Below are 22,598 nucleotides of genomic sequence, written 5' to 3' on the forward strand. Positions count from 1 at the left end.
GTGATAGGTAACTTTCTACCTATTCTCCTATTATTCTACAAAAATATATAAAACTTTACAATGCAATATTAAATTAATGCTAGGTTTACATTGCAAAATGGTCCTAATGGTACACCTATTTCCAATTTATTGAAAACAACTTTTTGAGTAAAAATTTTGACACAAAAATCACAGACACATGAAAGAACCGAACGTTAAGGCTGACCTTGCCCTAACGTCCGGTCTTTTTTTCATACTTATTATATTGGCAAATGCGGAAAATACAATCGGCGGAACATGTCTGATCAGGTCCATACATCGATCCTTATATTAACCAACACTTATATAATTCAGCGTCATTTGTTATCCAGTACTTGTTTCACAACTCGTTCTGAAGCTTTTCCATCTTCCAGGTAACAGAATCGATCATAAAATGCCTCGAACCGTTCATCGGGCTGATAACCTTCCCTGTCTATCCGTTTTACTTCCTGGATGATCTGCTCTGTTTGCTTGAATAATGGTCCCGGCGCTGTCTTTTCGAAGTCGAAATAGAAACCGCGTAGATTATCCCGGTAGTCATCCAAGTCATAAACAAAGAACATCATCGGTCGGCGCAAGTTGGCATAATCGAAGAATACAGAGGAATAATCGGTAATCAGCATATCCGCCATCAAGTACAGTTCCCTGATATCTTCATGTTTTGAAAAATCATACGCAAATCCTTCATAGCTGGAAAGATCGAGATTCTCTGCCACCAGATAATGCAAACGTAAAATGACGACATATTCATCGCCCAACTCCTGGCGCATCCGTTCCAGATCCAATTCCAAATCGAATTTGTATTTGCCTTTCTGGTAAAACTGATTATCCCGCCATGTCGGTGCGTAAAGAATTATTTTCTTATCCTCAGAAATACCGCAGCTTTTCTTCAGAGCTGTTATATTTTCAGGCTTATTATGTGTATAAAGAAAATCATTTCGCGGATAACCTGTTTCAAGCATGTCCCTGTCAAAACCGAAAGCTCTGGCAAAGATTTCACTGGAATAGGCATTCGGCGACACAAGATAATCCCATTTTGATGCTTCGAACAAGAAGTTACGTTTATACGACTCTGTATTCGTTCCCGGCATATGCACCTCATCCATATCTGCCGCCAGCCGTTTGAGTGGTGTACCATGCCATGTCTGCAAATAAATTGTATGGTCCGGCTTTGGAATCCATAACGGCAAACGGCTATTGGATACCCAATAACGAGCCCGCGTCATCAAGAACAGCCAACGAATCGAGAACCTGCGTACGTATGGAACATCTTTCGTTTCAAAGTAAGGAACTGCCCGGCGATCTGAGCTCCAATACATTTTGTATTCCGGGTGATTTTCACGCATGTATTCATAGATTGCCCTTGGATTATCACTGTATTGCTTGCCAAGGAAACTTTCGAATACCATCAGCTTCTTATTGACAGGAAGCAGCGCACCAAACAGTTTAAAAACATGCTTGTAGCTATTTTTCAAGAATTTCCCCCTGCGGATATTGACCCATTTCCGCCTTGCCCGGGAAATGCTTTCCCGAATAAAGAGATACTCTGCTGTTTGGACTGAAAGATATTTCGACTTTTTGGTCAGCTTTGCCGTTACTTTGAATTTCTTACCGTCAATCGCCAATTTCGTAAATGCCGGAAGCGTCCTGTCTTTCTTTAAGTGGCGCATTCTGATGCTTCGGATCGTGTGCTTCGTTCCATTTAATGAATACGTAAGTTCCACGAAGAATTTAAGGAATTTCTTTTCATCCTTATCGATGTGCGGAACGATATCCAATGCCCCTTCGAATCCAGATTGACGAAGCAATTCATTTCCATTATATTTATCCACCAAGTCTTCACGTTCTTTAAATTGCAGCGGATAGACTTTCTCTTCTTCTTCGTTCAGGTTGTTCGTTACGATAAGGTTAAGTTCCTCCAACTCGTACCCATCCTGCTGATAAAGCGGAGCGTAGTTGAAGGAACCGGAAAAATGAAGCAAACCTGTTTTCTTTAGATGTACTTCCTCCAAGTTGGCGAAAAACACATAATCATTTACCCGGAAAGAAATATTTCCTTTTCCAGTGCGATATGGATAGAATACTTTGTCCGTATCCGGAATGAAGTAAGAATGGTATTGCAGATGCTCCGGCGGGTTGGAAATACGAGCACGCTTTGCTGCCCCTTCTTTTTCCCTATCCACATACAAATCCCACATAACGCCATCCTGCAAAACCTGAGCATGTTCTGCCGGATCCAATGTAACCTTGCAAATCGTATATTCATCAACACTATGGTCTTCTTCAAAAGTAAGGTAAATCTCTTCGTTTGTATAACGATTCACCAACAAAAATCGATATGTTTCGTAATCAGCGATGTAGGAGGCTTTGATCGGAATCTCCATATAGAAGATATTTGCTTCCAACCGAACTGAGATGGCTCTCCTATTTCGAAGGCTGATGTTTTCCATGCAGTACTTTCTCCTCTCAACTTGCAAATCCAATCCTTATTATAATTTTCATATGTAGGTAATTCAACATTGCATTTGTAAAGTTCTTTACATATACTTCGTATTCTAAAAGCAATTTCTGCTCCTTCATAGCATGTTTCAGAAAAGCTGGTTTATACAATATTCCATCCAAATGTAGCAAAATATAGGTGAATTTGTATGCGTTTCCGACAATTAATGCATATATTCGCATTCTATTATAATAGCAGACTTGAAATTTAATTAAAATGTAAATATAATGTTAATCAGGTGTAAATGTTATGTTCTATAATTACACTGTGACAATGAAGATGAAGACAACTTTTATATATGAATATCAAAACTACAAAGGAAATGAGGCACAACAATGAAGAAGGTAATTACGTACGGTACATTTGACTTGTTGCACTGGGGCCATGTGAACTTACTTCGCCGCGCGAAGGAAATGGGCGATTATCTGATTGTAGCAATCTCTTCTGATGAGTTTAATAAGCTAAAAGACAAGAAGTCTTATCATAGCTTCGAAAACCGTAAAATGATCCTTGAAGCCATTCGTTATGTGGATGAAGTCATCGCAGAAGAAAGCTGGGATCAGAAAGTCCGCGACGTTGTGGACCACAATGTTGATGTATTCGTCATGGGCAGCGACTGGGAAGGCAAATTCGACTTCTTGAAAGAACATTGCGAAGTCGTTTATCTTCCACGTACAGTTGGTATTTCCACTTCTCAGATCAAGGACGATCTGCTAGAAGTGAACAATGGTTAGAGAATTAGCTATTTCTCTCTATTTAGCGTTCTTCAAAACGCTATTCATACTTTTCAAGCTATTTCCCCAAAAGAACAAAACCACCTTGGTTTCCTCTTTTGGGGATAATATTTTGTATACGGCTAAATCGCTTGAAAAATGGAAGACGGGAGAAATAGTCATTTTGAAGACCTCTTCCTGCCGGGAAGATTTTTCTGATCTGGATGCGGAAATCTTACCTTTTGCCATGACGAACATCAGCAGCTTTGTTAAAGGCATCTATCATCTAGCCACTTCACGTGTCGTGATGGTAGATAATTATTTCGGATTCCTTGCTGTAACGGATTTCAAACCCAATGTCACATGCATTCAGCTATGGCACGCAGCCGGCGCAATGAAGAAATTCGGCTTGGAGGATCCTTCTGTCCAAACAAGAAGTCCTAAAGCCCAAGAAAGATTCAAGCAAGTTTACAGCCGTTTCACTTATGTGACGGTTGGATCTGAGAAAATGGCATCCATCTTCCAAGATAGCTTCGGTCTTACACAGGCTAATATTTTGCGCACCGGTATGCCGCGAACCGATTTCTTCTTCGATGAAGGACAGATCGAGCAAATCGAACAGGAAATCACCGAGCAGTACCCGATCATCAAGAAACGCAAAGTCATCCTTTACGCACCGACTTACCGGGACGATGAACTGGCCAAGCCTAAAATCGAACTTGATATCAAGCGACTTTACAGGGAGCTAGGGCAGGAATATGTACTATTTCTTCGCCTGCACCCAGCTGTCACATGGGATTTGGCTAACTATTATCCGAATTTCGTATACGATGTGACGCATTATAAAAATATCAATCCGCTATTGTTGGTAACGGATATCCTGATTACTGATTATTCCTCGATACCATTTGAGTATTCGTTACTGAACCGCCCGATCATCTTCTTTACGTATGACTTGGAAGATTATCAGGAAAAGCGCGGCGTGTCCAACGAATACCTCGAGTCATTGCCAGGACCAATGGTCAGGGATACAAAATCAATCATCAAAGTGATCAAATCGAATAACTTCCAGCTGGAAAAAGTGCAAGCTTTCTCTAAGCAATGGAATCAATATTCAAATGGACATGCAAGTGAACAGCTGGTACAAGCAATGTATACGTCCAATCCGGCTGTTGCCGCTACCACCAAACCATCCACGCAACCCACACGCTGATTACATCAGCGTGTTTTTTTGTCCAAAAAAAGAACCCTTCTCAACCGAGAAGGGTTCTTCATTTTATTGCTGCTGTCGTTTGCGCCGTTCTTCTTCTGTCGCTTTCGGGAAGCCGACCATGTTGAGGATCGGACGGTAGCGGTCGCTGATCAGTCCGGTAATCTCGACAATCAATTCTATCAATATTGCCAAGGCAATAATCAGGATGGTCGAGCCCCACATTGTGACTTCTGTGTAAAGGACACCAGTCATGCTGAAGATTCCGCTGATTGCGTATATGACTATAACAGTCTGGCGATGCGAGAATCCTAGATTCAACAGACAGTGATGCAAATGCAGCTTGTCAGGGGCTGATAAAGGTTTCTTCTGCACAATCCGGCGGATGATGGCGAAAGTTGTATCCAAAATCGGTACACCGAGGATGATGATCGGTACGATCAAAGAGAACAATGCCACGTTCTTGAACAGTCCGCTAACAGATAGGACAGCGATCATATAGCCAAGGAATAATGCCCCTGTATCCCCCATGAAAATCTTGGCTGGGTGGAAGTTGAATACAAGGAAACCAAGTGTGCTTCCCAGCAAGATGACACCCATCATGGCAGAAAGCGGGTTGCCCATGCTGATGGCGATCATGGAAATCGTGAATAAGGCAATAGCCGAGACGCCTGCTGCCAAGCCATCCAATCCATCAATCAAGTTGATGGCATTCGTGATTGCAACGATCCATACGATCGTGATCGGAATCGCCCACACACCGAATTCGATTCGGCCGGCGAATGGCAATGTGACAAAATCAATCTGAATCCCGCCAAGAACCGTTACTGTTGCAGCAGCGATCTGCCCAATCAGCTTTACTTTCGCTGAAAGGATGAACTTATCGTCCAATGCACCAATCAGTGTGATCATCGTTGCCCCAATCAAGATTGGCGCCGTATTCGAATCATTCGGCATAAAAATTAGATATCCAATAACGAAACTGATGTAAATGGCCAGTCCGCCTAGTCGCGGCATGATTTTCTGGTGTACTTTCCTAGCGTTAGGCTTATCCGTTGCTCCGATTGCGAATGCCAGCTTTTTCACCATAGGCGTCAGCGCGACGGAAAAAACAAAGCATGCTGCCAACGCTATGATCAAAGGCGTTATGTGTACCATTTGAATCCTCCTATATAGCTTGCAAATCGTTCCATAAAAACATATATCGTCCAATTATGATAAATTACTAGATTTCGACAGTATTCTGCGTATGTTCTGTACCATTATAAGGTTTCTGGAGCCAAAACACAATTAAGCTCATTGTAAATTTTACACCAAATACTGTCTCGGCAACTTTACAATTGGTTTACAAATCAAGCTTCTTTGATGAAGTCGCTAAGAATCGAGAACATTCGCTCTTTTCCTGATTGGAAAGGTACCGGCTCGAAGCTTGTCGTTTGCTGGATCACTTCCCCCAGGTCATCGCCATCACCCCAGCTCAGGATGTGCTGCTGTTCCAGAAAAATCGATAAAAGCTGCAGCTGATGATCATCGTTATGTTCGCCATATTTTTTCAGCCTTGCTGCTGCGATCACCTTTTTCCCTTTTTTCAAAGCGGAAATGACAGATCCGGTGCCGGCGTGCGTAATGACGAGACGCGCCTCTTCCATTAGCTGATCCATGACTTCATAATTGACGAACGGCTTGATCGTCAGCAAGTCACTTTCGAATTTTGTATGTCCTGCTTGGACGACGACCTCGTCCGTGATGATGTTTTCCCGTTTCAGCCTCTCCACTTCCTCGAGCAGTCTGGTGAACGGTAGCTCATGTGTACCCAAGACGACGAGTATCAATAGATGGACCCCCCATAGACTGCTTTTGGATAAATCTGTTTCATCGTTTCCCACTGGACGATGAAAAGATCGGCTATCGGGTAGATCAGCTTTCCTGAAATGGTCGGTGACGTCGACTTCGCAAAGCTTTCGATGAAAATGACGCGTTTACGGAACAATTTAGCGATATAGCACATCGGTACGGATGTATGCGCGCCGGTGGAGATGACTACATCAGGCCGGTGCTTCAGGAATAGGAATATCGATTTTATGATGTTATAACTGAATTTGAATATATAGCGAAACGGATAATTGCGAGCTCCATAAACAAGAAAGCTCATCGGATGCTTGCTTTTCATTTGTTCGGTGATTTCGGATTTTTCGGTCACGATATGATAGTCATATTCCTTGAACAGCGGCTCCAGCTGCAAGAGCTGTGTCAAATGTCCGCCAATGGAAGAAATCAGAAGCAATTTTTTCTTTTTCATCACAGATTCTCTCCATTCCATTTAAGGTGAGATGCTATTGCATGTATTTTTCCGGCTTTTGCTTAAGCAGGCCGTATAGGAAACCGAGGAACAACGCCAGATAAAATCCGGATGCCGGTGACGACAGAATGTGCCCGGCAATGAATGCTGCACCAAGGCCGATGCATGCTCCGATGCCGCTGAATATCGCAGTGGGATCCAATGTGCGGAATCGCTGCTTGAAGATCAGCATCAGACTGCTGAAGATGACGAATACTATCGGCAGGATCAATAACAATGTCCCGATGAATCCAAATCCGAAGAACCAATCCAGGATATCCATCTCGATGATACGCGGTTCATCCCCGGTATAGTTACCGCCGATTCCCATGCCGAATACTTTTTGGATGACAGGTGCTTGCTCAAAATAATAAAGCACGATGCCGAAGAATTCTTCCCGGCCATTCAATGCCATCAGCTGCCAGGAACTCCACTGCCTGACGCTTCCTGGCGGCGGTGCCTCTCCTTCTTCCTCTTCTGCTGGTATTGGAGGTGCTTCTGCTTCTTCCTGCTGCTGTGCAGCCTTTTCGTTCGCCATGTCGACCGATAACCCTAAGTTATTGCCGATCGGCATCTCGGGTGAAATCACGACAGTGACTGCGAGCAAGATGAGGACGACAGCAGTCTGGATGAAGCCGCTCCGTTTGATGAACGATTGAATCAAAAGCACGACGAATGCCAGACCAAGTACAAGCAAAGCTGCTCCGAAGGCTACCTTCGTACCGATTGTCAGCATTGCCCAGATCATGATTGCAATGAAGACTGTACTTATAATCTGTGCAGTGCTGCCCTTCTTTATGAACAGATAATATATGATCGCGCCGCAAAAACCCATTCCTAAAATGGCACTGATTTCATTACCGGAAAAGAACCAGCCGGAATGTCCTTGCTTCTCCAAGTAATCATAGCTCCGTTTACCTGTACCGGTGAGTTCTGCGATGAGCATCACGACACTGACGACACTTGTGTTAATGAATAGATATTTCGGGACAATCACTTTCCATTCCCGATTTTTTCCGATTTGACGGAAAATCATCATATAGACGAGTAATGCGGTGATGAAGAAGAATGTCTTCAATATGAATGTCAGCTCGCCTGATGCTGACACAGGATCTTTATGCATCAGGCTGATGCCGAAATTGATGGCAAAATACAAAGCCAGTACGAGCATGTAGATGAATGTATATCTGCTCCACTTCCGGTCTGGATAACTCAGCATGTACAAAGCACCTATCGGGATGACGAGCAGCCGGACCGGATTGGAAATGGGTATTCCGAAATACGATAGTAAATCGAGGAACGGCTGTGCCAGTATAAAGAAAATGAACAGTTTTTCGAATATATGATGATTAGATTTGAGTTTCTGCATCAAAGCTTGCAAAATGATTGTCCTCCTTCTTGCTCTCTTGCCGATTACTCAGCAGCAGAGCCGCCTCTTCCCAATAAGATATAAAATGATTTGATCCTCATCAGGAATACGCAGATCAGAAATACGATGACTCCTGCTGCTGAACAGATAAGAATTGTCAAAATCGGCATCACGTCCGTCAACATTCCCTTGATCAAAAGGACGGCAGCTGCCATGATCAGCACCCCGATGGTGGTCTTGGCGCCATCGGTCAGCATCGCCCGCACTGGTATGCCGCCAGTGAGCTTCCGGAACAGCAGGAAGCAGGCCGTTGCATAAACCAGACCCGTCACCGATGTGGAAAGCGGTATACCGATGAAACCGAAGCTTGCTGTGAACAAGTAATTGAGCAAGAACTTCAGAGCGATGGATAAAAAGCCGAGCCGCATCATGTAATGCCCTTTTTCCATTGTATAGAAGCCATTGTTGACGATGATGACCAAGCTGTAGAACAAAATCGTCCCGAAATAATAATAAGCAGCTGCGCTCGTCTCGCCTACATCGTGGGATGTGAATCTCCCTCTTTCGAATAAGAAAGAAATGATCTCCGGCATCAGGAGCATCATGCCGGTCAATACCGGCAGCAGTACAAAATACATGATCTGCAGGCCACGGGTGATGTTTGCTTTGAAGCTATCCATGTCCTGCTTGGCATATGCTGCGGCAAGCAGCGGGAATACGATCGTTCCGATGCTTACCCCGACGATATTTTGCGGGAATTGCGTCAGATTCTTTGCGTAGTTCAAATATGTAACAAAACTTGTGCCAAGCGTATTGGCAAAAGAATTATCGATCAGCAGTGTGATTTGACCGATCATCGCAGTGAGCGCTACCGGGATGAAAATCCGGTAAAACCGTTTATTCTCTTCCCAATCGATTTTGCCCTGCAATGAAAGTGTGCGTTTTGGCAGCAGCAAGAGAAGCTTGAAAAGCAAGCTCAGGACCACACCTGCCAAATTACCGAAAGCAAAAGCATAAGCCCCTATGTCATCAGCGAAGAGCAAAGCGCTTCCGATGGTTCCCAACAGGACGATTGCCTGTGCCAGTACGGATAGATAATACTTATTCTCAGCATCGAAATATGCCTCGAACACGGCATTGACGCCGACGAATAATAAAGATGAAAGGAAGATGATTGTCATGATCGTTGCCATCTGTGCATTGTCATCTGCCAGGTTCGGATACAGCAGACGGATATACAGCGGCGCGATGAAGATGAAGACAATCGATATCAGCAAACTGAACAGGAGCGTTCCTTTCCACACATCCTGCAGATGCGCAAGCCCCCTGTTCCTTTCCTGGTATTTGATATAACTTGGTACGAAAGCGCTCTTCATTCCTGTTGTCAGGAATAGAATGAACATATTAGGTAATGCGAATGCCGCATAATAAGCGTCAGCTTCACTGCCGGCGCCGAAGTAATACCCTATCAGCATATCCCGGATCAACCCGGATATCTTCAAAACGAGCGTCACGAGCAGCAGCAGCAGACTTGCAATGCGAAGTTTCGACTTCATGAAAAGGACCTCTCTCTATTTGCCCATGCAGTATAAGCTCTTGGTATGCGTATTGCTGGCTAAATTATAAGACTAGATAGAAAGGTGTTTCAAGGCAATTTACAGTAACTTAATGTACACCTTAGGGGGATGCGAGCCTTCACCCCTTATAGCAACTGGGCTCGGACATAACTTTACAAACAATTAGCAAATTCACACTATTTACAATTACTTCACCATTTGTTAACAGTTGCATAATAATCCTTTGCTAGACTTGGTTCGACATATCCTAGAAAAGGAATGGAGTGTACGTATTGAAAATAGCTGTATTGATTCCATGCTACAACGAAGAGCAAACAGTCGGTGATGTCATCGATAGCTTCCGTAAAGAACTGCCGAATGCGGATATATATGTGTTCGACAATAACTCGAAGGACAAGACAAGTGAGGTTGCCCGGCGGCATGGCGCCATTGTCCGCCAGGAATTCCAGCAAGGCAAAGGACATGTTGTCCGTTCGATGTTCCGCAATATCGAGGCAGACTGCTATGTGATGGTCGATGGGGATAATACGTATCCTGCTGAATTCGTCCATGATCTGATCGCCCCTATCCAGGAAGGGCGCGCCAATATGGTTATCGGTGATCGCTTGTCTAATGGCACATATGTAAAAGAAAATAAACGCAAGTTCCATAACCTTGGGAATACGATGGTTAAAAACTGCATCAATTTCCTATATAAAAAGAAGCTTAGCGATATCATGACAGGCTATCGTGCTTTTGACCGTCTATTTGTCAAGACGATGCCCATCATGAGCCCAGGATTCGAGATCGAGACCGAAATGTCCATCCATGCCCTTGATAAGCGGCTTGCAATAGTCGAAGTACCGATCCTTTATCGGGACCGTCCGGAAGGAAGCTATTCCAAATTGAATACACTGGCGGATGGCCGCAAAGTGCTGTACAAGATCTTCACGCTTTTCAAGGAATACAAGCCGATGCTGTTTTTCACAGCCTGGTCCGCCCTGTTTCTCCTGCTCGGACTTGCTGTCGGCATCCCGGTCATCGCCGAATACTTTTCCACACAGTTCATCACGCGGGTACCTTCTGCAATCCTTGCTGTCGGTCTGGTGGTGTTGTCGGTATTGAGTTTTGCCTGTGGTGCGATTTTGGATACGGTGGCGTCCAATCAGCGTAAGCAATATGAATTGGAACTGAACCGCATACAGTCCGAAACCAAACCCAAACCTGTCCAAGGTATGACCAGAACTGGAGGCTCCAAGTAATGACACGCGTTCTCAACCTTTTGATCAGTGTGGCTGCAGGTCTTGCAGCCACTATTTCTGTCTTAGCCATCATGCAGGAAAGACAGGACACATCCATGCTTAAATATGTTGCAATTACCATTGTCAGCATATGTTTCTTTTATGCTTTTCTCTCGTTTCGCAAGCAGATCATCCATTCTGTTTTGGAAAAGCGTTACATAACGATCGGTATTGCTTTGCTCTCTGTTTGTACGCTGATCAGTTTGATCGACTGGCCATTGTTCCTCAACCGTCCTTGGTATGAGACCGTCATCGTCGATACCATTTCACTGATGACCATCAGCTGCTTTTTCTCATTCATCGCCTTCCTGCTGCTGCGCGGCGGTTATGAGTGGCGGCGAACGGAAGTAAGCAAGCTGCAGATCCTTTGGTATATGCTGCCGATGATTGCCGTTTGGATGATTTACCTGCTCGCTTTCTTCCCCGGCAATATGAGTCCGGATAGTTTGACGCATTGGCGGGAAGTGCAAAGTCATGAGTTCAACAACTGGCATCCAATTGCCTATACGATGGTGATTCTGCTCCTTACGCAGATTTGGGATTCCCCAGCTGTAGTCGTTGTTTTTCAAATCTTGTTCATGTCGTTTGTTTACTCCTATGCAATTTACTCTTTACGCCAATACGGGCTCGGAAAGAAACTCGCCTGGATGGCAGCTTTATTATGGGCTGTTCTTCCTATCAATGGTATTTTCTCGACGATACTTTGGAAGGATGTCGTTTACAGTACATTCATCGTTTACTTGACTATTTTTATCATGAAGACAATTCTGCAGGAAGGAAGAAACTTGCGGACATGGGGCGGCATCGCGACCTTCACACTCCTATTGCTCGGAATTGCCTTTTTCCGGAATAATGGGCTGCCGATTGCCGTCGTAACTGCAATCGGGATGATGGTTGTTTATCGTCGAAACTGGAAGCAGTTACTGACGCCGGTTGTTCTCGTTACAGCGCTTTATCTAATCGTAACAGGACCAGTGTTTACAGCTTATAACGTCAAATCGGCCAACCCGAATGAATCCTTGAGCATCCCGACACAGCAGATTGCGGCAGTCGTCTCGCAAGATGGAGAACTAACCGATGAACAGCGGGATTATTTGGATTCCATCCTGCCGATCGAGGACTGGGATGCTTATAATCCGTATTTGACTGACCGAATCAAATTCCATGACAACTTCAAGGATGATGTTGTCGTAGCAGATATGGGCAAGTACATTTCGGTATGGTTCGAAATCGTGAAGCAGAATCCTGCGCTTGTCGTCGAGGCTTATCTGAAGCAGACGTCACTCATATGGCAAATCAATAAACCTGTTGACGGCTACACGAACCCTTATACGATCGATGTCGATCCCAACAGCATGGGCTTGGAAACAAAACCCGTGAGTCAGACGTTGTATGATGTCGTCGAATATGGGTTGGAGACATCCCGCTATCATACAGAAGAGCTTTTCTGGCGTCCGGCGGTGTTCAGCATCCTCATCGTCCTGTTCAGCTTGATTGCTTCACGCAAACTCGGAATGATTGCTTGGCTGCCGATATTACCTGTTTTGCTTAATTCAGGTACGATGCTGGTCGGATTGCCAGCACAGGATTATCGATACCAGGTCAGCAACGCGATGGTGAGTATTTTCTTCCTTCTGTTTGCTTGTTTGTATAAAAAACGGGAGGAGCCGGCTGATGGAGAAAGCACAAGCCCCGCACGACAGGCCTGACAAACCTAAGATTGGCATCAGTCTGATTTTGTTGTCAGCTGTCTTCACTAGCGTCGGTCAGTTATTTTGGAAAATCGCGGATGGATCGATCAATATCCCACTCTTTATCGGCTGTGTCTTTTATGGAGCAGGTGCTGTGACAATGATTATTTCTTTTCGTTTCGGTAAGCTCAGTGTCCTGCAGCCGATGCTCAGCCTTGGCTATGTATTTGCCTTGATCATGGGCAGCATCTTCTTGGAGGAGCATATCTCATTCATGCATATCATCGGCACAGCACTGATCATTGTCGGGGCAATCCTGATCGGGGGTGGCAAGCATTAGCTGGATATTACTCGTATGCTGCACCATGCTTGGTGCAGGCGGTGGATTTTTCTTCAAACGCTCGAGTGATCCGACTGTTTCTGCATACCGGGCGTTATTGCTTGGACTTTTGTGCTATGGCTCGGCTGCACTGATCAACATCTATGTGCTCACACTGCTGCCCTACTCTGTCGTCTTTCCGCTGACTAGCATCACGTATATATGGACGATGCTTTTGTCTTATTATGTCTTGAAAGAACATATCAACATGCGGCAGATTGCCGGTGTCGGACTGCTTGTCCTCGGTGCCGCCTGCCTTGTACTATGAAAAAACGACTCCCAGTCACACTTGGGAGTCGTTTTCCATTTGTATCGTTGTATTGATAAGCCTGTAGGGGCGAACCCGTACCAATTCCGTGAATTGTTCCGAAAGATGCAGCGTGGAGTATTTGAAGTCTGTATCCGCCCAGCGCATGATAAAGCCGATGGTAGCTGACATTTGGAAATGGATCATCAAGTCATAATCGACCGGGATGCGCGGCGTTTCCGTTTCCAAATAAAATTCCCCGGATAAACAGTCCACGAAAACGCGCAGCATTTTGTCAGCTATGTCTGGATACAGTATCCGCAATGCCTGCAGCACATTTCTTTCTTCGAAAATATACGTGAAGATACGCATCGTCGATGGTGCCTGCTCCTGCAAATCGACTGATGCACACGTTTTATAAGGTTCCAGCAAAGCCTCGGCTATGCCGTCCAGGAAATCACCGAGGATTTGCTGCTTCAAACTTTCTTTATCGGCGAAGTGCTTATAGAAAGTGCCACGGTTATAATCAGCTTGATCAGCTATTTGCTGGATGCTGATCCGCTTTTCTTCTCCAGCCAGGATTAAATCGACATAAGCGTTCTTGAGTGCCTTTATACTCCTTCTGCTGCGTCGGTCTGTCTTCGATGTCATTAACAAAACCGCCTTTTTTGTTCATTAATCTATATTAAGTCCATCAATTTTGACCTTTTGTTGATTAGGTTACATAACCTTGATTATTGAGCATTGTTACCTATATGTCAATGCGCTAAGATTACTATGTTAACGTATTACATCGAAGAAATTTCCACTTCAGATACGGGGGGCTCATACAGTGAGGGAATTCGAAGGAAAAGTCATATTGATCACTGGCGCTGCCGGCAGTATCGGATCATCTGCAGCACGATCATTTGCAGAAGCTGGTGCCAAACTCGCTCTGCTTGATCTTTCAGAAGAAGCATTGGAGACGGCTGCGGCGGATATTAATACGGAAAAACTTCTGCTTACAGCAGACATGACGATAGAAGCAGAAATGGAACGAGCTGTCCAAGCAACAGTAGATCGTTTCGGACGCATAGATGTGTTCATCAACCAAGCGGGAATCAGCGGTGATTTCCTACCGCTGACAGAACAAACAGTCGAAAGCATGGAACAAGTGCTCCAAACAAACGTCGTTGGAGCTTTCATCGCGCTGAAGCATGTGTTGCGTGTGATGATAAAGCAAAGAAGTGGCGCTGTCGTCAATGGCGCCTGCAGCGGCAGCTTGCTTGGCGGTCCTGGCATGAGCACATACGTCGCTTCCAAGCATGCACTGCTCGGACTCAATAAAACGGCGGCACTTGAGGTCTCGGAATACGGTATACGCGTCAACGCCGTCTGTCCTTCCGCCCTCGATACAGGGTGGATGGAAGATATCGAATCAAAAGCAGCTAAAGGAAACGAAAAGACGGCTCGAAGCGGGTTTGAAGCGAGCGTGCCGCTGAATCGGTACGGCACTGTCGAAGAAGTGACCGGATTGATGCTTTTCCTCGCTTCCGATCGTGCCAGTTTCATCACCGGTTCTTATTTCCGGGTCGATGGCGGCCAAGGTACAACATCTGTATAAAAAAGAAAGACGAGCGGACAGTATTTGTTCGCTGCGTCTTTTTTAATTGGATTGAAATTCTTCTTTCAGCTTGTCAAAGAGAATGCGGGCACCTTCCGGACTCAAATACAGGTTATCTGCATATTGCTTGTTTTCCGGCGTGATTTCTCCCGTTATGGCACAAGTAAAACCAGGCTGATATTTTCGGAAGATGATCTTGTCACCTTCAACAAAAATTTCCACAGGATCTTTTTCCTCGATGCCGAACTCTCTTCTGATTTCTTTTGGCACGACGACTCGTCCCAAATGATCGACCCGTCTTGTAATCCCGGTACTCTTCATGTTAACGCCTCCTTTACTGTAATATTTTCACTATACTATATTTTCCTAAATATTGAAAATCTTAATGATGAAAAAAGCACAAACATATAATATGTTCGTGCTTTTTCTCCCTTATTGAAGGATTCCCTGCAATTCCTTACGTGTCTTACCCGTGATGGCAACTTCCGACCCTAGGTAGAAGATCTCTGGCTGGTCGCTTATCTTGTCGAGAAGTGCCCGTGTTGGTTTCGTGACGGAATCCGGTCTTGTCAGCACAATCGGCGCATCATATTTGGCAGCCAGCGGCGCACCAGAAAGACTATCGACTGTTGTCTGACCGTTTGCGAAGAATACTTTGTCCGGGTTGTTTCCATGATACTTCGAGATGACAGCAGCATTCGTGGAATAACGTGTGTCGCCATATACCCGCTCCACTGACGCACCAAGCTGCTTGACTTGGTCTGCGACGCGTTTAGAGACCACAACATCACTGCCGATGATCGTGACTTTCTTGATACCATTGCGCTTGATATAGTTCTTCACATCGGCATGCAGTTCACCTGTTCTTGTCAGCAAGATCGGACTGCCTTGTTTGCCGGCATGAGGACCGATTGTGAGGGCATCAGGCGATTTCTCGTCTCCGACTGCCAAGAAAACTTCAGACGGTTTTCCAGAAATGGATGCGACCTTTTCTGCCACTTTCACACTTGTCGCATAGCGATGCGAACCGGCAACGCGCTCGATTTTGCTATCAGGGAACTTCTTGCGCAATGCATTTTCGACGTTCTTCGAGATAGCCGGCTCTGCTCCAACGATATAGATGGTCGATGGTTTCAAGCGATCGATTTCTGTGATCGTCACTTGCTCCAGCTTATCCTGATCCGTCAGCATGAGTGGTGAGTCCAGCTGTGCTGCCAGCACGCTTCCTGTGAAAGCATCGATCGGCAGATCACTGCGACCAAGCACGACTGCTTCTGGTGATTCCAAATGCCAGCCGTGGTTGGAAATGCTCGCACTTGTTGCGTTTCGTTTATTGCCTTCGAGATTATGCACGACGACTGGTGATTTGCTCAAATATCCGCTCGCTACATAACCTGTTTTCCCGCTGCTTGAACGAACCGGATACCATACATAATGATTTTGATTGGAATCATTGGCTGTATAGCCGCCCGTGATCGTCAGTTTTTCCCCACGCGGCAAGCTGCTGACGGATTGGGAGTTGGTGCTTGCCTTGCTACGCAGCGTCAGCTTGTCAGCCGTCACATAAACGGTGCTGCCCTTACCGTAGTTCTGCGTGCTTTCATGCAATGGTCCTGGAGTGGAAACTTGGTTTGTCTGGAAAGAAAAGTAGGAACCGAGCTTTCCGCTGATTCTTCCTGGTGTCAGCAGATGCGTCGGGAATGGTGTCGTCGAAATCAATGACTGCTCTTCCATTTCCTTATAAACAAGCTCCTGATAAGCTGTTTGCGGATTGGCTATCGGATCATTCCGCTCCAGTCGGCCATTGTATGCCAAGATGGCAAAATACCAGTTCTCCAGTTTGTCCGGGTTCCCATCATTGACCTTCGGAATCAGATTATAAGCCAATGAGGACTCCGCTTTTTGATTCGTTTCATTCCATTTATCTTTCAGGATTTTCATACCGCGTTCGATATTATAGTCGATATCATGCATCAGCTTTTGGATTTCTTCCGTATCATTGCGATTATAATCGGATACTTGCATGATGCCGATTCCGATACAATCATAGCCGATCACAACATTGGAGCCGTCAGCTATTTTACAGGAATCCTGATACGAAGGTGTGCTGCCAGTCCAATATTGTTTCCAGCCGCTCTCACGGAAAGCGATCGATTTGACGATTTCCGCCGGCACATCATATTTGACCGCTGCCGCAGTCAATTTGCGGCTGATATCGTCATAGCTTGGATTGCTGCGTCCCGCAGCACTGGCACTGAATGTGCGCGCCTGTGCTTCACCTGCAGCTGACTCAGTTTGCTTATCCCCTTTTGTCACTTGCTGCTGAGCCACTGTGAATGCTTCCACATACACTTCCTTTGGCTCAGCCAGCGGAACATTTTGTTCCATTTTCGGGTAGCTGACTTTCACTTGTGATCCTTCTTGATCAACAGACAGCCTTGCACCTTCATATAATTCTGATTGATAAATACGTTCCAAGTTCTCATTCGTGACATGTAAAATGTCGAATTGCAAAGCTTGGGCGGTACCATGTGTACGATATTCGACGATCAAATAGGAATTGTCATCCATTGTCGTTTCCTGCACGGAAGCTATATCCGCATCCGGAATTGTCGATTCATAAAGTGTACCAGCTTCCCCTGTGACAGAGATTGTACCATTCGTATCATTGGTTACTTCGACCGTTTTCCCATCATTCAAGTTCACGGATGAAGTGCCAGACGGAAACGCATGGCTCCCCGATTCTGCACTGACAGCAGTTGGCTGGAAAATTGCTAAACATGTAAGAAATAGACCGGCAATAAAGACAGTGATATACGTCGCTCTGGTTCTTTCCACCTGTTACCCTCTTTCTCTACTAGATTCGCAGTACAAAAAGCTCATGTCGAATTTTGCAATGCTTCTTTTAAACTATAAGAAGAGCAGGCGGATTTTACTAGATACACAGTTAAAACTTAATAATGTAAAGCACGAATTTACATTCACTTCATAAAAAAAGTCCAACAATTGTTGGACTTTAGATAGAGAATATTTTTGACAAACGAGGCTTGATAGCATCGACTTCATAAGCCGCCGCAGTTTGCTTGGCCGTCTCCCGCAAGGATTGCTTCGCTTCTTCCGGTAAATCCATGTAGGTTTTAATGCTAGCAGCCAGCGTCTCTGCCGACCCTGGCTCAAACAGGAATCCATTGCGGCCATGTTCCATATAATCAAGCAGTCCGGCCATCCGGCTGCCGATCACAGGCGTACCGCAAGCCATTGCTTCCAAGCCTACAAGCCCAAGACTCTCCCCTTCACGCATTGTCGGAAAACAAAACACGCTCATACTATTGTATACACTGTTCAACTTTTGCTGGGACAATAGCGGAAAATGGACAAGATCATCACGCAGTCCATAGCTGTCGACCATTTCATCGAAGCTGTCCTTTTGCAGACCATCGCCGATGAACAGCAGCTTACAGCCTTCCAGCCCACCTTGCTCCTTTAAAAGCTTGGCCGCCTCCAAAAAGACATCCCAGCCTTTTCCGCGGTCGATTCGGCCAACGAAGCCGATGTAGCGGTGATCCGGATCGATTTCCAATTCTTCACAAGCAATTCTTGTGTCTTTTTCATAAAATGTTTCCTTATTTATGCCGCCGGAAGGAAAGATTTCGATGCGATTGCGCAGGCCATATTTCTGCTGCACCAGCTGCTTGTAATAGGCACTGGGTGTGATGACTGTGTCCGACACTTCCAGCAGCCGCTTCACATAAGGCTGGTACTTTTCCCGCTTCTTGAACTCCGGCACAACGTCGCTGCCGTGCACATTGGTGTAAATGACCATATTCTTATTCAGCTTTTTGGCAATCAGCACCGGGATGCTGTTATGCGTCGCATAATGCACATACGTGACGTCATATTTTTTGAATAATGATTTGCCGATCACTTTGAAGAAATGACTGGCATATGCTGTCAGTTTCCCGATGGAGCTTGACTGCTTCGTAACGACCGTACGATCGAATGTCGCGCCTGATTGAGCTAGTATCTTTTCTGTATTTTCAACGAAAACCCCATAATTGGGATGCTGCTTGCTAGGATACATGTTTGCGATCAAATGAACTTTCATTCCGTATGCCCCTTACGTACGTGATTGTAAACAAATTGTACGCTTTATCGACAATACTTGCAGTAAGATCGGATATTTCTTTAAAAACAATTTACAATCAATGATCCATAATTCCAAGCAGGAATTCATAGCTTGTGAAGGCTTCCTTCCATTGTGACCAGTTCATCTCCTGCGGTTTCCATGGCGTGACGAAAGGTTCATTCGCATAATGGCCTTCTTGATCCACGGGGATGAATGTGCCTGCTTCCAAACCAGAGATGATTGCAGCTTGTTTTTCATTTTGCGCTCCAAGTTCCACTTGAACTGTCTGCAGCTCGCCATTCGTCATATGCCAAATACGATCATCTGTCACTCGAGCTGGTTTGACTGCTGGCACCTGACTGTCATGTGCAAGCAAAATATCCATATCCAGATGGTATCCCGCCAACAGGTCATCATTTTGTTCCTCTTCAGGAAGATAAGCTGCTTCGAATTTGTATTTGCTTTCTTTCCCTGCTGCCGAAGGCTGGTCCGCCAAGTCGGTGATTTCCCCTTCCAAAGCAGGTCCGTCGTCTGTCACTTTGGCTTCGACCGTCATTCCAGTCTGCACTTGCTTTCTTTCAGCTTCGGTCAGTTCGCCGGCCATGACAAGATCACTGCTTTGCAGCGTTACCACCGGCTCATCACCGGTTTGTGCCACAGTTTTCACCGTTCCTGACGCAGGACTTGTGACCGTGATGAACTCACCAGTTTCCTCCAAATCAGCAAGCTGTTCTTCCGCTGCTGACAGCTCCGCGCTTTTTTGGGCAAGCTCTTTTTCAAGGTCGATGCGGTACTGCTCCTGCATCTGGATGGTCTGTTCTTCTGTTGCTTGCTGCAGGGCCTCTGTTGCTCTGTCGTTTTCTTCCTCGCTGCCAGACTCCTCGATGGACTCTGACTCGAATGTTTCTTCCGGCTGGGCATCGACAGCAATCGCTGCATCTTCAGCATCGGAAATTGCTTGCTCCACCGCCTCGGTCTGCTGTTCGAGAGAAGTGATGACACTGTTCAGTTCAGAATACGTCTTGTTATAGTCAGCAGTCTGATATGTAAACAAATCGTCCCCTTCTTCTACCGTATCACCTGGTTCAACAAGCGTTTCCGTGATCGAACCTGATTGCGGATCAAAGCGGACAGGTATCATATCAGCGGAAGTCAGTACAGCTGGCACAGCCATTGTCTCTTTGACATCCTCTGCTGTTACTTGTTCCCATTTGTGCACAACGTTTGTCCGTCCTACCCGGCCATCATCCCAGAATAAAATAGCCAGGTTGATCAGGATAAGGAGGATCCCTGCGGGCAGTATTATCTTTTTCATCATCCTTCAAGTCCTCCTATGCAAAGATGAATGCCACGATTTTATTTCCGATTCCACCAAACAGCGTCAGTAAAAGGATATAACAAATAAAATTGATACTGACAACTGCGCCTGCATGCCAGCGTTTGACTGGAAACAATACCCGCAAGCATCGGCTTTGGAAATATAAAATGAAGAGCTGGAACAAAGAAATCGCCCCGAACAAGCTGATCACCCATGGTCTGTCTGTGAACAGATCGGCAAGCACGCCAAGTGAGAATGGCGAACGATTCCATTCCAAGCCAGCTGCCAGCAGCAATACGAGCCAAGTAAGAGCTTCCAGCAGGAATATGACTCCGACACTTAACTGGATGATCACTAGCTTTTGATACGGAATTTCATAAAATAGATAAAATACGAGAGACACAACAAAGATAAGTAACAAACCTAGCACCAGTCCAAAGACAAGCCGACCGATGATGAAGCTGAATTTCGCGGATTCGTATTCCGATCCTGTGTAATTCGTACGTAACTGATTCAGCGTTTCCGTTCCGGCACCAGCCCATCCAAGTGCTGCATAAACGAGACAGAATGCAACTAGCAGAAGGACTGTCCAAAGCCAGTGGCTGCGAAGTCTTTCTGCTTCCCGCAGCTTGAATAAGGTCTCCTTCGGGCTGATGAGGAGACGGAAAGGATTCGTATGATATGTCATGTTCTGCCATCCTTTATGTATGTATATAGTAAAAGATTACCGTAATTTTTCAAAATTTGCACATATATTTACAATAAAAAAATAGACTGGCAATTGCCAGTCTATTTGATAAGGCTGTTGCTTGGCCGGAGTGCCGTACGGGATTTTGCTTGTCTTGGAACTGGCGGTGTGCTGAGCTTTTCTTTCGTATATTGCAATGTTACATACGACAGCAGAGATAATACATATAGTATCGGTGCGTACAGGAAGCCCCAGGCAAATGTCTCGGTGATAGGTGATTGATCCAGTGCTTGATTGAAAATGCTGCGCCAGAATGTATGGATCAAATAAATCCCCACCACATTTTTCGCAACCAAGCTGACGTAACGATGATTTCCGATGTTACGAGCTTTCAAGGTGAACAATAACAGCACTGCCGTCAATGGAATCGTACTGATGAAATATTCCCCTTGCGGCAAATCCAATCGATAATGCAGGATGTAGCGCTCAAGCAGCTTCATCGCAAATCCTGCCACGACCATCATGCCGACAGTCCTCACACGGATATTTTGTGCTTTGGCGATGATTTGCTTTTCATATAAGCCGAAACATGCACCAAGCGCGGTATAAAACAAGCCGAAGTAAATACCATTTCGTGTCGTCTCTTCCATTGTGATATGGAAGAGCTTGCCATAAGATTGTCCAAGCAGACCCACCAAATTGAGCACTAGGGCGATGAATAGCGTAAGCTTCAGCATGCGTATTCTGTAGGCCGTATAAATGATGATGATGGAAAAGATCAGCGCGAACATGAACCAAAGCTGAAATTGTGTATAAGATATCCCGTCCAGCAATGTGCGCCACTGGAAGGTATCGTGAAAGTAAGCTGTCAGCTCCGCTTTTTGTTCACTCATCGTACCTGTTCCCGTCGTGATCATCTTGATGAAGTCATATATCCAATAAAAGGCGAACCATGCAGCAAGCAGTGAGATCAGCTTGCCGGTGTAGCGTCTGAAGTAAGAGAATGTATCATCTGTTCGCTGCAGTTTCATGGCGAAAAGATAACCGGATGCTGCAAAGAAGAATGGAACAGAGAAACGGGCTATTGTATCAATGATGAACGCCCATGTATCTCCATGTCCGAAAGGGACGGCTGTATCCCGGAATGTGTGGGTATGGATACAAACGACTGCGAATATCGCTAGGCATTTGAAGAAATCGATGGTGTAGTTTCTCGTCATGTGCATCTACCTGCTTTCTTTGTCCTAAGAAATACTATCCGTCTTTTCTTCTTTATATACCCTGGGCTTATGCAATCGCAATAGCTTTAACAGAACTGTAATGACAACACAATCTGGATGCAATATGATTACAAACTGTATCCAATATGTCCTTATTTTTCCCACAGATTAAATATCCATAATTTGGAATGAATCGCATCAGCAAAGCATTTATCAGAACGATAATTCCATAGGTGCATAAAAAACCGACCTCCAGAGGAAAAACCGCGTACGATTTTCTCTAAAGATCGGTTAGAGGGTATGAACTATTTTAGGCCGTTT

20 protein-coding genes and 1 pseudogene are annotated in these 22,598 nt (G+C 45.2%); 7 read left to right on the forward strand and 14 right to left on the reverse strand.

Features of this window, described 5'->3' with window-relative positions; all coding sequences use genetic code 11:
• Positions 1 to 335 precede the first annotated feature (335 nt).
• Entirely contained in the window at positions 336 to 2,468 is a 2,133-nt protein-coding gene (locus SFC66_RS02065) for a CDP-glycerol glycerophosphotransferase family protein (RefSeq protein WP_411217045.1), read from the reverse strand.
• Positions 2,469 to 2,853: 385 nt separating this feature from the next.
• Between SFC66_RS02065 and tagD the strand changes: the two genes are divergently transcribed.
• Both tagD and SFC66_RS02075 read left to right on the forward strand, forming a co-directional pair.
• Positions 2,854 to 3,252, forward strand: a complete 399-nt coding sequence (gene tagD / locus SFC66_RS02070; RefSeq protein ID WP_411217046.1) for a glycerol-3-phosphate cytidylyltransferase — start codon at positions 2,854 to 2,856, stop codon at positions 3,250 to 3,252.
• A 112-nt stretch (positions 3,253 to 3,364) separates the two neighbouring features.
• Complete coding sequence (locus SFC66_RS02075; protein WP_411217047.1) at positions 3,365 to 4,444, forward strand: CDP-glycerol glycerophosphotransferase family protein; 1,080 nt, start codon at positions 3,365 to 3,367, stop codon at positions 4,442 to 4,444.
• A 63-nt stretch (positions 4,445 to 4,507) separates the two neighbouring features.
• Here SFC66_RS02075 and SFC66_RS02080 read toward each other — a convergent pair whose 3' ends face one another.
• From SFC66_RS02080 to murJ, 5 genes are all read right to left on the reverse strand, one after another.
• A complete protein-coding gene (locus SFC66_RS02080) occupies positions 4,508 to 5,599 on the reverse strand; it encodes a glycosyltransferase family 4 protein (RefSeq protein WP_411217048.1) in 1,092 nt (363 codons plus the stop codon).
• Between the two features lie 194 nt (positions 5,600 to 5,793).
• Positions 5,794 to 6,273: a PssE/Cps14G family polysaccharide biosynthesis glycosyltransferase gene (gene pssE / locus SFC66_RS02085; protein WP_411217049.1), complete on the reverse strand. Its 480-nt coding sequence runs from the start codon at positions 6,271 to 6,273 to the stop codon at positions 5,794 to 5,796.
• Positions 6,270 to 6,740 carry a PssD/Cps14F family polysaccharide biosynthesis glycosyltransferase gene (gene pssD / locus SFC66_RS02090; protein ID WP_411217050.1) on the reverse strand — a complete coding sequence of 157 codons (471 nt, stop codon included), beginning with the start codon at positions 6,738 to 6,740 and terminating at the stop codon, positions 6,270 to 6,272. Before pssD ends, pssE begins: the two co-directional genes overlap by 4 nt.
• A gap of 34 nt (positions 6,741 to 6,774) precedes the next feature.
• Positions 6,775 to 8,160, reverse strand: coding sequence for an O-antigen ligase family protein (locus SFC66_RS02095; RefSeq protein ID WP_411217051.1), 1,386 nt, complete (start codon positions 8,158 to 8,160; stop codon positions 6,775 to 6,777).
• 32 nt (positions 8,161 to 8,192) lie between these two features.
• Positions 8,193 to 9,704 carry a murein biosynthesis integral membrane protein MurJ gene (gene murJ, locus SFC66_RS02100; protein ID WP_411217052.1) on the reverse strand — a complete coding sequence of 504 codons (1,512 nt, stop codon included), beginning with the start codon at positions 9,702 to 9,704 and terminating at the stop codon, positions 8,193 to 8,195.
• Between the two features lie 293 nt (positions 9,705 to 9,997).
• Here murJ and SFC66_RS02105 point away from each other — a divergent pair, with 293 nt between their 5' ends.
• The 4 genes from SFC66_RS02105 to SFC66_RS02120 are packed head-to-tail and all read left to right on the forward strand — an operon-like array spanning position 9,998 to position 13,343.
• A complete protein-coding gene (locus SFC66_RS02105; protein ID WP_411217053.1) occupies positions 9,998 to 10,966 on the forward strand; it encodes a glycosyltransferase family 2 protein in 969 nt (322 codons plus the stop codon).
• Positions 10,966 to 12,714 carry a DUF6020 family protein gene (locus SFC66_RS02110; RefSeq protein WP_411217054.1) on the forward strand — a complete coding sequence of 583 codons (1,749 nt, stop codon included), beginning with the start codon at positions 10,966 to 10,968 and terminating at the stop codon, positions 12,712 to 12,714. The genes SFC66_RS02105 and SFC66_RS02110 overlap by 1 nt, the downstream gene beginning before the upstream one ends.
• Positions 12,680 to 13,036, forward strand: coding sequence for an EamA family transporter (locus SFC66_RS02115; RefSeq protein WP_411217055.1), 357 nt, complete (start codon positions 12,680 to 12,682; stop codon positions 13,034 to 13,036). The genes SFC66_RS02110 and SFC66_RS02115 overlap by 35 nt, the downstream gene beginning before the upstream one ends.
• Entirely contained in the window at positions 13,023 to 13,343 is a 321-nt protein-coding gene (locus SFC66_RS02120; RefSeq protein ID WP_411217056.1) for an EamA family transporter, read from the forward strand. Before SFC66_RS02115 ends, SFC66_RS02120 begins: the two co-directional genes overlap by 14 nt.
• A gap of 15 nt (positions 13,344 to 13,358) precedes the next feature.
• Here the strand turns inward: SFC66_RS02120 and SFC66_RS02125 are convergent, their stop codons facing one another.
• Positions 13,359 to 13,973 carry a TetR/AcrR family transcriptional regulator gene (locus SFC66_RS02125; protein ID WP_411217057.1) on the reverse strand — a complete coding sequence of 205 codons (615 nt, stop codon included), beginning with the start codon at positions 13,971 to 13,973 and terminating at the stop codon, positions 13,359 to 13,361.
• Positions 13,974 to 14,154: 181 nt separating this feature from the next.
• Between SFC66_RS02125 and SFC66_RS02130 the strand changes: the two genes are divergently transcribed.
• The gene (locus SFC66_RS02130) at positions 14,155 to 14,925 is read left to right on the forward strand and encodes an SDR family NAD(P)-dependent oxidoreductase (RefSeq protein ID WP_411217058.1); all 771 of its coding nucleotides are present in this window, start codon (positions 14,155 to 14,157) and stop codon (positions 14,923 to 14,925) included.
• 42 nt (positions 14,926 to 14,967) lie between these two features.
• Here the strand turns inward: SFC66_RS02130 and SFC66_RS02135 are convergent, their stop codons facing one another.
• The 7 genes and pseudogenes from SFC66_RS02135 to SFC66_RS02165 form a co-directional block, all read right to left on the reverse strand.
• Positions 14,968 to 15,246 (reverse strand): AbrB/MazE/SpoVT family DNA-binding domain-containing protein, encoded by a 279-nt coding sequence (locus SFC66_RS02135; RefSeq protein ID WP_411217059.1) that lies wholly within the window; start codon positions 15,244 to 15,246, stop codon positions 14,968 to 14,970.
• A 111-nt stretch (positions 15,247 to 15,357) separates the two neighbouring features.
• The gene (locus SFC66_RS02140; protein WP_411217732.1) at positions 15,358 to 15,930 is read right to left on the reverse strand and encodes a cell wall-binding repeat-containing protein; all 573 of its coding nucleotides are present in this window, start codon (positions 15,928 to 15,930) and stop codon (positions 15,358 to 15,360) included.
• A gap of 84 nt (positions 15,931 to 16,014) precedes the next feature.
• A pseudogene (locus SFC66_RS02145) lies at positions 16,015 to 17,496 on the reverse strand (SH3 domain-containing protein); the annotation flags it as partial.
• 445 nt (positions 17,497 to 17,941) lie between these two features.
• Positions 17,942 to 19,030 (reverse strand): glycosyltransferase, encoded by a 1,089-nt coding sequence (locus SFC66_RS02150; RefSeq protein WP_411217060.1) that lies wholly within the window; start codon positions 19,028 to 19,030, stop codon positions 17,942 to 17,944.
• Between the two features lie 97 nt (positions 19,031 to 19,127).
• Positions 19,128 to 20,369: an efflux RND transporter periplasmic adaptor subunit gene (locus SFC66_RS02155; protein WP_411217061.1), complete on the reverse strand. Its 1,242-nt coding sequence runs from the start codon at positions 20,367 to 20,369 to the stop codon at positions 19,128 to 19,130.
• 13 nt (positions 20,370 to 20,382) lie between these two features.
• On the reverse strand, positions 20,383 to 21,057 hold the full coding sequence (locus tag SFC66_RS02160) for a hypothetical protein (protein WP_411217062.1): 675 nt from the start codon (positions 21,055 to 21,057) through the stop codon (positions 20,383 to 20,385).
• Positions 21,058 to 21,158: 101 nt separating this feature from the next.
• Positions 21,159 to 22,277, reverse strand: coding sequence for an acyltransferase (locus tag SFC66_RS02165; protein WP_411217063.1), 1,119 nt, complete (start codon positions 22,275 to 22,277; stop codon positions 21,159 to 21,161).
• Between the last annotated feature and the right edge of the window lie 321 nt (positions 22,278 to 22,598).

It is taken from the genome of Terribacillus saccharophilus (genome assembly GCF_046592895.1).
In the GTDB taxonomy this organism is placed as follows: Bacteria; Bacillota; Bacilli; order Bacillales; family Amphibacillaceae; genus Terribacillus; species Terribacillus saccharophilus_D.

Excerpts from the sequence above, each read along its gene's own strand:
- SFC66_RS02065 (WP_411217045.1), bottom strand. The coding sequence starts at position 2,468 with ATGGAAAACATCAGCCTTCGAAATAGGAGAGCCATCTCAGTTCGGTTG.
- tagD (WP_411217046.1), top strand. The coding sequence starts at position 2,854 with ATGAAGAAGGTAATTACGTACGGTACATTTGACTTGTTGCACTGGGGC.
- SFC66_RS02080 (WP_411217048.1), bottom strand. The coding sequence starts at position 5,599 with ATGGTACACATAACGCCTTTGATCATAGCGTTGGCAGCATGCTTTGTT.
- pssD (WP_411217050.1), bottom strand. The coding sequence starts at position 6,740 with ATGAAAAAGAAAAAATTGCTTCTGATTTCTTCCATTGGCGGACATTTG.
- murJ (WP_411217052.1), bottom strand. The coding sequence starts at position 9,704 with ATGAAGTCGAAACTTCGCATTGCAAGTCTGCTGCTGCTGCTCGTGACG.
- SFC66_RS02110 (WP_411217054.1), top strand. The coding sequence starts at position 10,966 with ATGACACGCGTTCTCAACCTTTTGATCAGTGTGGCTGCAGGTCTTGCA.
- SFC66_RS02115 (WP_411217055.1), top strand. The coding sequence starts at position 12,680 with ATGGAGAAAGCACAAGCCCCGCACGACAGGCCTGACAAACCTAAGATT.
- SFC66_RS02125 (WP_411217057.1), bottom strand. The coding sequence starts at position 13,973 with ATGACATCGAAGACAGACCGACGCAGCAGAAGGAGTATAAAGGCACTC.
- SFC66_RS02135 (WP_411217059.1), bottom strand. The coding sequence starts at position 15,246 with ATGAAGAGTACCGGGATTACAAGACGGGTCGATCATTTGGGACGAGTC.
- SFC66_RS02150 (WP_411217060.1), bottom strand. The coding sequence starts at position 19,030 with ATGAAAGTTCATTTGATCGCAAACATGTATCCTAGCAAGCAGCATCCC.
- SFC66_RS02155 (WP_411217061.1), bottom strand. The coding sequence starts at position 20,369 with ATGATGAAAAAGATAATACTGCCCGCAGGGATCCTCCTTATCCTGATC.
- SFC66_RS02160 (WP_411217062.1), bottom strand. The coding sequence starts at position 21,057 with ATGACATATCATACGAATCCTTTCCGTCTCCTCATCAGCCCGAAGGAG.
- SFC66_RS02165 (WP_411217063.1), bottom strand. The coding sequence starts at position 22,277 with ATGACGAGAAACTACACCATCGATTTCTTCAAATGCCTAGCGATATTC.